The sequence below is a fragment of the Pseudoalteromonas aliena SW19 genome, assembly GCF_014905615.1.
Lineage (GTDB): Bacteria > Pseudomonadota > Gammaproteobacteria > Enterobacterales > Alteromonadaceae > Pseudoalteromonas > Pseudoalteromonas aliena.
Window position 1 is genome coordinate 130,445 of the sequence record NZ_AQGU01000018.1, and the last position, 15,155, is coordinate 145,599.

At 37.9% G+C, this 15,155-nt stretch carries 11 protein-coding genes and 1 pseudogene; 7 read left to right on the forward strand and 5 right to left on the reverse strand.

Features of this window, described 5'->3' with window-relative positions:
- The first annotated feature begins 195 nt into the window (after window positions 1–195).
- The 3 genes from PALI_RS01455 (at window position 196) to PALI_RS01465 (ending at window position 5,119) form a co-directional block, all read left to right on the forward strand.
- Window positions 196–834, forward strand: coding sequence for a chloramphenicol acetyltransferase (locus tag PALI_RS01455; protein ID WP_193154623.1), 639 nt, complete (start codon window positions 196–198; stop codon window positions 832–834).
- A gap of 175 nt (window positions 835–1,009) precedes the next feature.
- On the forward strand, window positions 1,010–1,834 hold the full coding sequence (locus tag PALI_RS01460; RefSeq protein ID WP_008138451.1) for a M90 family metallopeptidase: 825 nt from the start codon (window positions 1,010–1,012) through the stop codon (window positions 1,832–1,834).
- Between the two features lie 105 nt (window positions 1,835–1,939).
- Window positions 1,940–5,119: an amidohydrolase family protein gene (locus PALI_RS01465; protein ID WP_193154601.1), complete on the forward strand. Its 3,180-nt coding sequence runs from the start codon at window positions 1,940–1,942 to the stop codon at window positions 5,117–5,119.
- A 112-nt stretch (window positions 5,120–5,231) separates the two neighbouring features.
- Here PALI_RS01465 and PALI_RS01470 read toward each other — a convergent pair whose 3' ends face one another.
- Window positions 5,232–5,588 (reverse strand): hypothetical protein, encoded by a 357-nt coding sequence (locus PALI_RS01470; protein WP_096792834.1) that lies wholly within the window; start codon window positions 5,586–5,588, stop codon window positions 5,232–5,234.
- Between the two features lie 150 nt (window positions 5,589–5,738).
- Here PALI_RS01470 and PALI_RS01475 point away from each other — a divergent pair, with 150 nt between their 5' ends.
- Window positions 5,739–6,491 carry a Nif3-like dinuclear metal center hexameric protein gene (locus tag PALI_RS01475; RefSeq protein ID WP_193154603.1) on the forward strand — a complete coding sequence of 251 codons (753 nt, stop codon included), beginning with the start codon at window positions 5,739–5,741 and terminating at the stop codon, window positions 6,489–6,491.
- 20 nt (window positions 6,492–6,511) lie between these two features.
- Here PALI_RS01475 and PALI_RS01480 read toward each other — a convergent pair.
- The 4 genes and pseudogenes from PALI_RS01480 to PALI_RS01495 all read right to left on the reverse strand — a co-directional run.
- Window positions 6,512–7,027: pseudogene (locus tag PALI_RS01480) on the reverse strand (YdcF family protein); the annotation flags it as partial.
- Between the two features lie 261 nt (window positions 7,028–7,288).
- The gene (locus PALI_RS01485) at window positions 7,289–7,540 is read right to left on the reverse strand and encodes a hypothetical protein (protein ID WP_404935928.1); all 252 of its coding nucleotides are present in this window, start codon (window positions 7,538–7,540) and stop codon (window positions 7,289–7,291) included.
- Window positions 7,541–7,594: 54 nt separating this feature from the next.
- Window positions 7,595–8,482, reverse strand: a complete 888-nt coding sequence (locus tag PALI_RS01490) for a LysR family transcriptional regulator (RefSeq protein WP_077537653.1) — start codon at window positions 8,480–8,482, stop codon at window positions 7,595–7,597.
- 430 nt (window positions 8,483–8,912) lie between these two features.
- Window positions 8,913–11,282, reverse strand: coding sequence for a bifunctional diguanylate cyclase/phosphodiesterase (locus PALI_RS01495; protein WP_193154605.1), 2,370 nt, complete (start codon window positions 11,280–11,282; stop codon window positions 8,913–8,915).
- 242 nt (window positions 11,283–11,524) lie between these two features.
- On the opposite strand from PALI_RS01495, the gene pyrC reads away from it, so the two are divergent.
- From pyrC to PALI_RS01510, 3 genes are all read left to right on the forward strand, one after another.
- On the forward strand, window positions 11,525–12,577 hold the full coding sequence (pyrC, locus tag PALI_RS01500; protein ID WP_193154624.1) for a dihydroorotase: 1,053 nt from the start codon (window positions 11,525–11,527) through the stop codon (window positions 12,575–12,577).
- 394 nt (window positions 12,578–12,971) lie between these two features.
- Window positions 12,972–13,175, forward strand: coding sequence for a cold-shock protein (locus PALI_RS01505; protein WP_002961702.1), 204 nt, complete (start codon window positions 12,972–12,974; stop codon window positions 13,173–13,175).
- 1,206 nt (window positions 13,176–14,381) lie between these two features.
- Window positions 14,382–15,152 (forward strand): DUF3450 domain-containing protein, encoded by a 771-nt coding sequence (locus PALI_RS01510; protein ID WP_077537656.1) that lies wholly within the window; start codon window positions 14,382–14,384, stop codon window positions 15,150–15,152.
- The last annotated feature ends 3 nt before the right edge of the window (window positions 15,153–15,155 follow it).

Here is a 15,155-nt window from a genome sequence, read left to right on the forward strand (position 1 = left end):
TGGCATTAATGCTACGTTATCGCCCACTTATGGGGAATAACCACACTGCATAGGCTCTGCCTTGCCTAAATACCAAACAGACGGCTGCAAATTTAACCTTGAAAGATCAACAGACCCTAATGCAATTATTATTGAACAGCGGTACACTTTATTTTTAATTTTGTGCGGCAAATTATGACCCCCTCAACTTCTCTCATGCAGCCTATCGATTTAGATAATTGGCCTCGAAAGCAACACTTTGAATTATTTAAAAACTTTTCTCAGCCTTATTTTAACGTGTGTGTGCGTTTAGATGCTCAAGCACTGTACGACTATTGTAAAACCAATCAATATTCTTTTTTTCAAGCTTATGTATATTGCACCTTAAAAGCGTGTCAGTCGTACGATTCAATAATGTTACGCATAATCGATAATCAACCATGGCTACTTAACAGTGTGCGTGCAAGTGTGGTTGAGCTTACTGAAAACGATACGTTTGTTTTTAGTTATTTTAATAGCGCAAACGATTTTAAAGAGTTTGCAAATCATGCAAGCAACGTGAGCAAAAAAGCGAAACAACAGCCGTTATTTTCTGATGCATTTGCCCAAACAGAGGGGCAGGCAGACTTAATTCATATATCTGTTTTGCCGTGGCTGAATTTTAGTGCGTTTTCGCATGCATTTAGTGAAGGGGAGAGTTTAGGCATTCCTAAATTTGTATTTGGTCAGTTTGATAAACACACAGGCACAATGCCTTTAGCTATCGATGTACACCATTCATTAATGGATGGTTTGCACGTAGCGAAATTTATAAATACATTGCAGGGTACATTTGACACCTTTTGCAAAGGTTAACTTTAAATACGTCATTTAACTGCAGTGCAAAGCAGTAATTAACCTGAACTCTGGATAATAAATCTATAAGCAATGCGATGTGAATTACTTTATATTCAAATACATAACCTTGTATGCTTGAAAAGCACGTGCGCTGGACATATTTATATAGCATACCTTAGCTCAGGAAATCCCCATGATAAATGGACTGTTAATTGTTGTTTTAATTCTTTTTGTGGTGATTTTCTGGCGCTGGCCATCAATTCAAAACCGATTATGGCGCAGTAAATATAAAGACTTTGCTTTAAATTCACAGCAAAAAGATATTTTACTGCGTTGTATGCCTATCTATAAAAAAATGACCGATGCCGACAGAGAAAAATTAGAGCGACACATAACGTGGTTTTTAAACGAAAAACGCTTTGTTGGTTGTGATGGTTTAAAATTGACACCCGCAATGAAGTTAATTGTAGCCGCTGATGCGTGTGTATTAGTGCTTAATAAACCTTGGCCGTTATATAAAAATGTAAAAGAAATTTTATTATACCCAAGTGCTTATTACGCCCCGCAATCAACACGCGACAGTGCAGGGCTTGTTAGTTACCATAATGCGGTAAGGCTTGGTGAGTCTTGGCCTGGCGGCACACTAGTACTCAGTTGGCATGACGTGCTTGAAGGTAACCGCTTGCCAAGTGATGGACATAATTTAGTTTTTCATGAATTTGCGCATCAACTGGATCAAGAAACAGGAAAAACAACAGGCACGCCACTTTTAAAAAGCTCAGCAGATTACAAAGAGTGGGGTCGCGTATTTAGCCGCGCGTTTACGCAGTTGAAAAGTCATGTTGCTTATAGCATGCCACACGTTATTCACAGCTATGGTGCAACTAATGAAGCTGAGTTTTTTGCTGTTATTACCGAAACCTTCCTTGAAAAGCCCGCAGAGCTGCGCCGATACGATCCTGAAATTTATAGTATGCTCGTTAATTACTATCAATTTGACCCTATAGTTTGGCATTAAACTTATATAAACCGCGCTTTATCATATAACACTGGTAAGTTTCGCCTGTTTTTGTTGCAATCATATGAAATAGTTTTTACTGCAACAATAACAAGCGAGAAACGCATGAAAAAAATGCTTCATACAGTATTGGCGCTATCAGTGTCATTAGCGATAGGGCAAGTGAATGCCGCTGAAAAAGATGAACAAAAATGGCAAGTAGATTCACCTAAAGGGCAATTTGTTGACGCTACAATTAGTGTTGAGCAAGGTACATGGATGAATATCGATGTAAGCCTTGGTGGTAAAACAGTGGTGTTTGACTTACTTGGCGATATTTACACTATGCCAATGAGTGGTGGTGCAGCCACAAAGCTGACCTCTGATATTGCATGGCAAATGCAACCACGCTTTAGCCCTGATGGAAAACACATTGCGTTTACTTCAGATCAAGGGGGTGGCGATAATATTTGGATTATGGACTTAAATGGTGAAAACCAACACGCAGTTACTGACGAAACCTTTAGATTACTAAATAGTCCTGCGTGGAGCCCAGATGGTGATTACTTAGTTGCGCGTAAACACTTTACAGCGAGTCGTTCACTCGGTGCAGGTGAAGTGTGGTTGTATCATAAAGCGGGTGGCAAGGGCGTACAGCTTACAAAACGCGAGAACGATCAAAAAGATTTAGGTGAGCCAATGTTTTCACCTGATGGCAAATATGTCTATTTTTCGCATGATGCAACACCCGGTAAAACATTCCATTATTCAAAAGATTCTGTAGCAGGCATTTATAAAATTAAACGCTACGACCGCGAAACGGGCGAAATTGAAACCGTGATTGATGGCATGGGTGGTGCTATAAGACCAACGCCGTCACCTGATGGCAAAAAGCTTGCTTATATAAAACGCGATGATTTTCAAACTAGCTTGTATTTATACGATCTAACCAGCGGTGAGCACACTAAGCTTTACGATAAGCTTGAGCGAGATATGCAAGAAACATGGGCTATTCATGGTGTATACCCAACCATTGCATGGACACCCGATAACAAAGAGCTGGTATTTTGGGCTGGTGGTACAATTCACAAGCTAGATGTTGCAGACAAATCTGTAAAAACCATTCCTTTTAAAGTGCAAACGACTAAAAAAATTCAAAAAGCAGTGCGCTTTACACAAAACTTAGATACTGATGAGTTTGATGTAAAAATGCTGCGAAATGTGCAGGTAAGCCCAGATGGCGAAACGGCCATTTTTGAAGCGCTTGGGCATATTTATAAACGTGATTTAGAGTCGGGTAAAATTAAGCGTTTAACAAGGCAAACTGATCATTACGAATTATTTCCACAATACTCTCGTGACGGTAAAAAAATAGTGTACACCACATGGGATGATAACAAGCAAGGGTCTGTAAGGGTTGTGTCTGCACGCAGTGGCCGTGGCGATACCATTACTACGCAGCCAGGCAAGTATGTAGAGGCAACGTTTAGCCCAGATGGAAAGACGGTTGTTTATCGTAAAGCCACTGGCGGCAGTATTTTAAATCCTAAATGGTCACTTAATCCAGGTGTTTACAGCGTAAGCACCAAAGGCGGAAAGAGTGAACTTATTTCAAAAAGTGGTTATCAACCACAATTTGGTGCAGCAAACGATCGCGTTTACATTATGAGTCCTTGGCCAAAACCTACATTGAGTATGGTTGAGCTTGAAAGTAAGAAAGTACGTAAGCTTTATGAATCAGAGCATGCCACTGAGTTTAGAGTATCGCCAGATGGCAAATATTTAGCGTTTGCTGAGCGATTTAAAGTATTTGTGACTCCCTTTGTCGAAAATGGTAAAACAATTAGCATTGGGCCTAAAGACAGCCAGTTCCCTATAGAGCAGCTATCGGTGCGTGCGGGTGAAAACATTAGTTGGAGCGCTAAAAGCAACACACTTTACTGGACATTAGGGCCTGAACTTTACCATGCAAGCCTTGAGGGGATGTTTGCTATTAACAAAGCCGAAGATGCCGACTTTAAAGTGAAAAGTGGCGATAATATCGGTTTCAGTAAAAAAATGGCAGAGCCTAAAGGCATGATTGCGCTTACTGGTGCAAAAATTATTACTATGGACGGCGAAAAGGTTATTGAAAATGGTGTTATTATCACCGATGGCAAGCATATCAAAGCAATTGGTACAGCCAGCGAGATAAGTATTCCTAAAGGTGCTGAAGTGATAGATGTAACAGGCAAAACTATTATGCCTGGTATTGTTGATGCCCATGCTCATGGCTCGCAAGCAAGCGATGAAATTATACCGGAGCAAAATTGGAAAAACTTTGCAGGTTTAGCGCTAGGTGTCACTACAATTCACGATCCATCAAACGATACCTCTGAAATATTTACCGCGAGTGAAATGCAAAAAGCAGGCATGATCGTCGGTCCGCGTATTTTCTCAACCGGTACTATTTTGTATGGCGCAAATATGCCAGGTTATACGTCGCATATTGACTCACTTGATGATGCTAAATTTCATTTAGAGCGCCTTAAAAAAGTAGGGGCGTTTAGTGTTAAATCGTATAACCAACCACGCCGAGAGCAGCGCCAACAAGTTATTGAGGCAGGCCGAGAGCTTGAAATGATGGTCGTACCTGAAGGCGGCTCATTATTACAACATAATTTGAGTATGATTGTAGATGGACACACAGGTATTGAGCACTCAATCCCTGTAGAGCACATCTACGACGATATAAAGCAGTTATGGTCGCAAAGTGATGTTGGTTATACGCCAACTCTTGTAGTCGCTTATGGTGGCATTTGGGGTGAGAACTACTGGTACGATAAAACTGATGTGTGGAATCACCCGCGTTTAAGTAAATTTGTGCCTAAAAATCAATTATTACCACGCTCTATGCGCCGTATTAAAGCGCCCGATCATCACTATAATCACTTTAATAACGCACGCGTTGCTGCTGAGCTGCAAGACCTAGGTGTATTAGTTAACTTAGGTGCACACGGTCAGCGTGAAGGCTTAGGTGCGCATTGGGAGATGTGGATGTTTGCACAAGGTGGAATGACACCGCTTGAAGCAATACGCGCATCAACACTCGATCCGGCTAAGTATTTAGGGCTTGATAAAAACGTAGGCTCGCTTGAAGTGGGCAAACTGGCTGATTTAATGGTTATAGATGGCGATCCACTTAAAAATATTCGAGATTCGGATAAAGTGGATTACACCATGATCAATGGTCGATTATTCAATGCAGAGACAATGAATGAAGTGGGCAAAAAAGAACGCCAGCCGCTTTACTTCGAAAAGTTATAATTTATTCTAATCTTTTAAAAAGCGGCTACATAGCCGCTTTTTTTAGCTTTGAAAATAGCAGGCATAAAAAAAACCGCTTAACGCGGTTTCTTTTAAAAATCATAAACGTTGATTAAACAACGCCGCGCGGTAAGCGACAGTCATGATCTTTACGAGCTAAAATCACAATCCAAAGCTCTTCCGCTGTGTAACCTTCTTCATTTTCGGTAACAACAGTGAATGGGGCTTTTTTCTGTGCTTTTACAGGCGCAGCCGCTTTGGTTTTAGTTTTTTTAGCAGGCGCTTTTGGTGTTGTTTTACCAGAGCTTAATTCTTCAGTCAGCTCTACTAAATCAGCAAGGCGTAAATTTTTACCGCCATCGATGCTGTACCAGCCAGGTTTAGTTGTGATTTCAGGTTTTTTACCATTGGCAGCTTCGTACGCTGCTTCAAAGGCAGATAACACTTCTGTTTTGTCTAGTTTGCTCATCAGAGACCCTATACGTTGTGAACACAGATAAAGAAGACGTATTTATACCTATTTTGAATCAGTTTTTCAATTTTTTGCGATTTTCCTTTCATTTTTACGCCATAAACGCCAAAATTTGCACAAAATTCAGTGCTTAGTAAGGTAAGTTATATGCAACGTCGAGAATTTAACCAACTATTAAACGACATTTTGAAACCTCATACAATTAAAGATTTTTGCCCAAATGGTTTGCAAGTTGAGGGTAAAAACGAGATAAAAAAAATTGTAACCGGTGTAACGGCAAGCCAAGCATTAATTGATGCAGCAATAGCTCAAAAAGCGGATGCTATTTTGGTCCATCACGGTTATTTCTGGAAAGGAGAGTCTCAACCAATTACGGGTATAAAAAAACGCCGTATAGGCGCATTATTAGCAAACGATATTAATTTATTCGCTTATCATCTGCCACTTGATGTTCACCCTGAAATAGGTAATAACGCGCAACTTGCAAAGTTACTCGATATTGAAATAGAAGCTGGTCTTGAACCTATTGTAAATAGCGTGGCGATGAAAGGGCATTTAAAAACGCCGCTGTCAGGTGAAGAATTTGCAAAAAAAATCGCAAAAGTACTGAATCGCACACCGCTTACCAGTTTAGTACGCGCTGCTAAGATTGAATCAATAGCGCTGTGCACCGGTGGTGGACAAGGGTATATTGATTTAGCTGCAGATCAAGGCATTGATGCGTATTTAACGGGTGAGGCATCTGAGCAAACAATACACAGTTCGCGTGAACAAAACATTGATTTTTTTGCAGCAGGGCATCATGCAACAGAGCGCTATGGTGTAAAAGCTTTGGGTGAGTTATTAGCGCAAGAGCATGGTTTTGATGTGACATTTATAGATATAGATAATCCTGTTTAGTATCAGCTTTGTAGTAGGAATTAAAGCGCCTCTGGATTTATCCAGCGGCGTATATCTATCCAAATACTTCCTATTGCTTCGTGGCTATATTGTGTGACAACGAGTAAAGCTTGGGCATTAGGAATAAACTGTTTGCTCCACGGCAGTGCAGCAAAATTATGATAATCAGTGGCTGCGGTTATGACTTCAATACCTTGGGCATTAAATAAGTCTTTTGCACGTGGCATGTGCAGTACTGATGTTACTAGTGCAACTTTAAAGTCGACTAATTTTGATGCCAGTAACTTAGCTTCTTCACCAGTATCCATTGCTTTTGGATTTTGGAATATACGGCTTTTATTAATTCCTAAACTCAACGCTGTTTGATACATAAGCCCGCTATTAGTAGTATTTTGATAACCCCCGCCTGAAACTATAAGCTCTGCATTAGGGTAGTGCTTGGCAAGTTTTACACCTTCTACTAAGCGCGTTAGCGCACAATTACCTAATTGATTATTTGCACTGAGTGTTGGGTTTGGGTTTATGCCGCAACCTAGGGCGTGTTGACCTTTCGTGATTAATTTTGCAGCCGTATGTTTGGCATTTAGGCAAGGCAGCGACTATGTGATGTGGTTATTCCCCATAAATAGGCGATAACACAGCATAAATGCCAAACATGCGCTGCCCTTTGGGTTCTTTCTAGGGACGATTAACTCTTTGTTGCTCGGTTTTTACTTAGCCCACTAGGTTACAACCTCGCGCCGCGATTAAATCACCCCTAGATTGAACAAATTTCAATCCACAAAGGTCAACACGCCCTAGTACACTATTTTGTCTATTTTTGGATGCTTTAGGGTGTCAAATGCAAGCGACGCAGGTTCATTATTTTGGATAATTAGATTGGCGATAAAGGGTGTGCTCAATGCAAGTAATACAATTAAACTTAAAGTAGATAAGAAGAGAGCTGATTTGCGGCCTTTAAATGCGAGTAGGAGCATCAGGCACGCAAATAAACCAAATAGAGGTAGTGGCATAAGTAAGCCACCAATCATTTTTTTAATAACAAACATAAGAGTTAAACGCTGTAGGGTTAATTACAGCGATATTACTTATTATATTGATGATTATCGACCGTTATTTAGCTTACACGTATTTAAAAAGTGACGATAAACAGGGTTATCTTTCATGTCTTTTTTCATCGCTAAATACATAGGGCGAGTAAGCCCAAGTGCTCCTAGCGGAATAGACTTAATTAAGCCTTGGCTTTCATAAGGGGTAACTAACCAATCAGGTAATGCAGCAACGCCCATCCCAGCACTCACTAATTGAAAAATAAGCAGCCCTTGATCCACCGTTTTTAACGTGCCGTCAAACCGTGCATTTTGAATGAAGTGTTTAAAAATATCTTGGCGTTCACGTGGAATAGGGTATGAAATAATGGTTTCGTTTTTTAAGTCAAGCGCGGTGACATAGGCCTTTTTTGCTAAATCGTGATCTGGAGCGACAATAAGTTTGAGTTTAAAGTCGAATAAATGGGCATATTCGAGTTTATCTGGCTCACGTATATCAGACGTCAAAACTAAGTCGAGTTCATCGCTTAATAAGTCAGGAATAGCGTCATAACTAAATCCGCGTTCGTAATCAATTTTTATATCGGGCCAAAAGTTATTAAATTCTTTTATTGTTGGTAGTAACCAATGAAAACACGCATGGCATTCTACGCTCAAGCTAAGTTGAGAAATCGGCTGGTTTAAACTTTCTTTTAATCGGCACTTAGTTGCTTCTACCTTAGGCAGTATTTCGTGTGCAAGTTCAAGCAATAGCATGCCTTGTGGAGTGAATCGCACTGGCTGAGTTTTACGCTCGAACAATTGGCAATCTAATTTATTCTCTAAATCCTTGATTTGATGGGATAAAGCGGACTGTGTTAAAAATAGCTCTCGTGCTGTATTAACCAAGGAACCGGTTTCTTTTAGTGTTGCAATGGTTTTTAAATGTTTAATGCCAATCATCTTTAAAAATTCTCATGGGGAAAAGTAAATACAGCTCAGATTAACTACATACTACCTCTATATAAAATGCGTTTCAACGTCTAGATGGCTAAATGAGGGGGTTTTTATTATAAATAGATTAAATATTTAAAAAATTAATTTTTTACGTAATTAAAAAACCGATTTGAACAGTTGTAGATGAGTTTACCTCATGTTTGATTTGAAAATATATCTGTTATGGAATAGCTTGCTTTAACTTGATTTTTAACTATCTAAACAATTATTTGAGTACCTGTCATTGCAACGATTACACAATTTTAGTACCTCTCTTGTCGGTAAAAAATGTATCAAGTGAAAAACTAAAATAGTAAGTAACCTGCACTTCGATTAAAATATTTACTACCCAGAGTTCAGCTTAAGTAATACCGCCAGTGATTTACAAGCTGGCACTTTATAGCGGCTTATCGATAAGTGCTATAGCCTCTTTTGCTGTGACAGGTTTAGATTTTAAAAAGCCTTGGCCAAAATCACATTGTGTTGTTTGCAATATAGCTAACTGCTCGGCAGTCTCAATTCCTTCAGCAACGACGGCAAGCTTTAACGATTGTGCCAGCGATAAAATGGCTTCTACTAAAGGATTGGTTGAATCTTGAAGGTGATCTATAAAGCTTTTATCTATTTTTAGAACATGAATAGGCAGTTGATGCAGGTAACCTAATGCGGAATAACCAGTCCCAAAATCATCTAAGCATAATCTTACTTTTAAAGGAGATAAACCTTCAATAATTTGAGTGGCTAGCGCTAAGTTTTCGATTAAGCCAGACTCTGTAATTTCTAAGCACAGAGAGCCTAAAGGAAGTTGATATTTATTGTATATAGCATGAATTTGCGCGACGAAATCAAGGCTTGCAAAATGACGAGATGATACGTTAACGGTAATTTTTAAAAAGCGATACCCTTGCTGATGCCAATCTGAAATGTGTTGCGCAGCTAAATCAAGTAGGTGTAAATCAAGATTTATAATTTGGCCAGTGGTTTCAGCGATCGGAATAAAGTCATTAGGTGAAACGAAGCCTTTATTAGGATGATGCCAGCGAACTAAAGCCTCAAAACCAACAATGTCGCCAGTAGAAATAGTGAAGATAGGTTGAAAATAAAGTTCAAACTCGTTGTGTTCAATTGCGTGCTGTAAGTCATTTTCTATATCTGCATGCGTTTTAAGTTTTTTTCGCATGGTATTATTAAAAAACTTAACTTGCCCACGGCCAGTCGATTTAGCTTCGTACATGGCTGCATCGGATTGTTGTAAGAGCACATAGGCTTCATCATCGACTTTATCACTATATGCGATACCGATACTGGTTGATGCTTGTAATAAATGCCCATCGACATTGAGTGGTTTTGAAAGAACGGTTTGGATGCGCCTTAGTGCTTCGTTGACTTGATTTTTATGGGTAATATTTTCCATGAAAATGGCAAATTCATCGCCGCCTAAACGTGCAAATGTATCAGTACTGCGTACCGTACTTTTGATCAACTCGCATATTTTAATTAAGAAATGGTCACCGACTTCATGACCCAGAGAATCATTAATGCTCTTAAATCGGTCAAAATCCAAGTACATAAGTGCATGACAAGTTCCTTTTTTTGCCCTTGCTAAGCGCAATGTAGCATGTTTAATTCTTTCTATTAATAATGATCTGTTGGCAAGTCCTGTAAGTTCATCATGTAGGGCTCGGTGTTCAAGTTCTTGGCGAGTTAATTGTCTGTCAAGCGCCATACTGATTTGACGACTGACGTAAGTTAACAGCGCACCGTCGTGTTCATTGTACTGTAAGTTACTATCATAGCTTTGAATAACAATAACACCACTGATCCGCTCGTTCGTTTTAAACTGAACCCCAAGCCAAGATTCAGATTGCCTGCCAACCATTTTAAAATGGCCTTGCTCAATGTGCTGCATATATTGTTGTTTATCTAGAAGCAGCGTCTGTTCATTTTGTAGTAAGTAATATGAAGCGGTGTCTTTTAATTGATTCTTTGCTATTTTTTGGTGGGTGTTGGTATGGATACCTTCTTCAACAATATAAACTATATCAAGAATGTCGATCTGTTTATCATAGAGCCCAATGAAAAAATTATCTGCTCTTAAAAGACTATTAATAATATTGTGTAAGGACTCAAAAAAAACATCTAAATTACTGGCTTCGTAAGTCAAGTTAGCAATTTGTAAAAGGCTGTTTTCTAATTTTTGTGCGTCATTTAATTGGACGACTGTTTTTTGTAAGCTACTAACGGTATTGACTTGATTAATTTTAGCACTGAGCAGATGCGCAACAGTTGTTAATATTTCAAGGTGAGCATTTGTGAAATAATCTTTTATTGGGTGTTCACAGTCTATGACACCTAAAATACGCTCTTTGTATATAAGTGGTACGCATAGTTCTGATTGGGCAGGGCGCTCATCTGCGATATAACGGTTATCTGCACTTACATCACCGAGTATAATAGCTTCCCCATTTGTGGCAACAAAGCCTGTGATCCCTTCGTTAAAATTAATTTTTTTTCTTTGAGCTCGGTATTTATATCGCTCGTCATCGATACCTATAGAAGCAACTTGATTTAATGTACGCGTTGATTCATCTGCAAGATAAATAACACAGTCAACAAAACCGAGTCTATTTACCACTTCTGTGGTGACGCATTTAAACAACTCTTCAAGAGTATCAAGCTGCAACAAGCTTGATGAAAACTGGTTAATTATACTCAGCTGTTCAGTTTTAATTTCAAGCGCTTTATTTGTATCGATTTTGTTCGACATAGGCAATTAGTATTTTTCTTATTATGTGTTAATTCAGGAACTAATTTAACTTAATATTAACGATTCTACAAAATATAACGCTGAATGTTTTTTGGTGACTGTAAACCTTAGTCATTATTCCTCGCTGTATCTTGAATTATGGGAAAGAGGCTGGCCAGTTTAACTGATTATTTTTTAATAAAATCTTTACTCGAAAACATCAAATGCCTATGATCGGATAAATTCAGCCGTGGAACAAGATGATGACAAGTAATAACACAAGTTCAGTAACAACATTAACGATCACTCGCCCTGATGATTGGCATGTCCATTTACGTGATGGCGATCAGCTAGAGGATACCGTGCGCGATATTAGTCGCTATATGGGTCGCGCCATTGTTATGCCAAATTTAGTTCCACCGGCTACGTGTACTGATACTGCACTTTCATACAAAAAGCGTATTATGGCAGTTAAACCACAAGGTAATTTTGAGCCATTAATGGTGTTGTACCTCACTGATAAAACAACACCTGAAGAAATAAAAAAAGCAAAAGCAACTTCTCAGATAGTTGCAGCTAAGTTATATCCTGCTGGTGCGACAACTAACTCTGATTCGGGTGTTACGTCAGTTAAAAATATTTACCCAGTGCTAAAAGCAATGCAAGAAGTGGGTATGCTTTTATTAGTTCACGGTGAAGTAACCGATTCTTCTATCGATATTTTTGATCGTGAAAAAGTATTTTTAGAAACAGTTCTTGGAGATGTTGTAAGTGATTTTCCTGAACTTAAAATTGTTCTAGAACATATTACAACCAAAGATGCAGTAGAGTTTGTAATAAATGCACCAGCTAATGTTGCTGCAACAATCACAGCGCATCATTTACTTTATAACCGTAATCACATGCTAGCGGGTGGGATCCGTCCTCATTACTATTGTTTACCGATATTGAAACGAAATATTCATCAGCAAGCGTTGATGGCTGCTGCGATAAGTGGTAATAAAAAGTTTTTTCTAGGAACAGATTCAGCTCCGCATTATAAAGATAAAAAAGAGGCTGCTTGTGGCTGTGCTGGCGCATATACCGCACATGCGGCAATTGAGCTCTATGCAGAAGCATTTGAAGACGCAAATGCATTAGATATGCTAGAAGGTTTTGCAAGTCACTTTGGCCCTGATTTTTATGAGTTACCAAGAAATACAGATACCATTACATTAGAAAAAAAACCGTGGAAAGTACCCGCGAGCTACTCTTTAGGTGACGCTGAAGTTGTACCTATTAAAGCTGAAGATACGATTAATTGGTCAGTTGAATAATTAATCGAGGTCAACGGCCACTTGGCCAATGGTTTTTGAAAAGAATAAAATAAGGCTATTTTTTACGTTATAGTTAAATATTTTAATAGTAATTAACTATAACCCACCTTACTTTTGCTTGCAAAATAGCCATTTAAATATGTTTCAAAGCAAGAACCTATTTATAATAAATATTTTTCAATTAATAGAGCGAAAAAAAAAATAATGTGTTAGTCTTATATTGCTTTGAGTTTTTATGTATTGAATTTACGGATATTGTGCTGCGTTTAAGGTTACCGGTTAGGTTATTACTTGTTCCTGTACTGTACCTCCATATTTTTGAGCATGACTCAGGGAGGATATTGCCATAATTATATGGCTGAATTTTAATTATTGACTTACAGGAAAATTTAGTATGTCGGTTACTGGTAAAGTAAAGTTTTTCAACGAAGCTAAAGGCTTTGGTTTCATTGAACAAGAAAATGGCCCTGACGTGTTTGTACATTTCAGCGCAATCACTGGTTCTGGTTTTCGCACTCTTAGCGAAGGTCAAGCAGTGACATTCAGCATCAAGCAAGGTCAAAAAGGCCCTGAAGCTGAGAACGTAGAAGCAGCATAATTTATTATGTGAACCTTCGTTCATCTTGGTGAAACAGTTATCTGTTTCACCATAATTCCCCTTCTTAATATTCCTTATTATCTTATTTTAAAGCCATTAAACATTTTTCAATATACTTCTCTTATGCCTATAAAATCGTCTAACATTTTTTAGCAGCATTGCATTGTACTCAATTCAATATTTACAAAGTTACTCACAAAATCATCCGAGTAAGCAAAGTAAGATTTGAAATATAATAACTTTATTCTTATACGATCATTTTAGTGAATTAAGTAATACCAAACTGCATAAATCTTTGATCAATTTAACGAATTAAATTGCACTATAACGTCGTTAAAAATTTTGTATTTAGAACAACTAGATATAAAAATTTTTGCCTAGTTCTAGCGTAATTTTCTTAACATTAAATAGACCCCATATATAAGCAGATTGGTTGAAAATTGCTCATGATAGAACAACTATATATTGTAATTTTGTCTTGTTATTAACTATTCCTTTATATCTTTTTTATCAGGTAGTTCTTTATTCATTATTTAGCCTAAACTCTGCTTACTAAGTTTATTAACATACCTATTAAAAATATCCTTGGTACTTTTTAATAGGTGATTTTTAGAGATAGTAAAGCGAATTCACGTGTCAATAGTTAGCCACTTGAGAGAGGTTTATTATTCAAGCTTGAGTTTATTTACTCCTTGTATAATCCTAAGTGCTAGGCTTCATATTGAGTGTGGGTATGTGAATGGATAAAAAATATCTGAGAGATGTTTTATTGTGCGATAGAGTGTTCATTTTTTAAGATAAAAGGTTTTAAATGAGTAAAAAAGTGAAGATATTGTCTGAAAGATAACTTTTTTAATATATGCGTATATTTATTTTTGTTTTTTTTTAGTTAAAATTCAGTTTTATCTAAATGTTGCATTTATGTTTTTTTTTATGAAGGTAATTAATATGAACATACCTGTTCAAAGGCTTTAGTCGCAATGTTAGTGAAGTTGTTGGTTATAATAATGTTAATATTTAAGTGTTAATACTTTAATGTAGCCTTGAGGTGGGATATTTATTTACGTTGATTGGTAAACATCAAGTTGACAGCGCTTATTGCATTTAGCATTATTGGAAGGTTGATATCTATTAAAAGATATCAGGGTTGTTCCCTATGGGGATAATTAAATTATAAAAGTAACATTACTTAATTGGTTGGGAACTATGTCTGTTAAAATCAGAAAGAGTCTTGTAGCAACTGCGTTGGTTGGCGCATTTGCATTTGCAAGCAGCAATGTGATTGCAGATCCTTTGAATGACGTGCAAAAAGCAGGTCAAAAAATTCAAAAGGCTGCTGTTAAGTCTCAAACTAAAATTGACAATGTATACGGTCAAACTCAAGAGCTAATCGCTGAGTACCGTGGTATTGTTGATGAGACTGAACTTATGAAAGTGTATAACGATCACGTGTCACGTTTGGTTGATAGCCAAAATGCATCGATTGAATCGTTTGATCGTCAAATAGCGACTATTGACGGCACTAAACAAAACGTTGTGCCTTTGATGTATCGCATGATCGATACGCTTGAGCAATTCATCAAAGCGGACGTTCCATTTAATCTAGAAACACGTTTAGCACGTGTAGAAAGACTTCGTGAAATAATGGTCTCTGCGTCTGTAACGACGTCTGAAAAGTTCCGTCAAGTACTTGAAGCATACACAATTGAAACAGCATATAGCTCATTGGTTTCAGCTTCGCAAGGTACACTAGAAGTTGATGGTAAAAGCATTAATGTTGATATTGGTCAACTAGGCCGTATCACTTACGTTGCTCAGTCTTTTGACTTGAAACATGCTTGGGTGTGGGATAACAACACAAAACAGTGGAAAGAATTAGGTGAAGAATACCTAAAACCTGTTAAAGAAGTGATTCGTATGGCGCGTAAGCAAGCGACATTAGAACTTGTTAAACTACCAATTTTTGGCGCGGAGTAATCA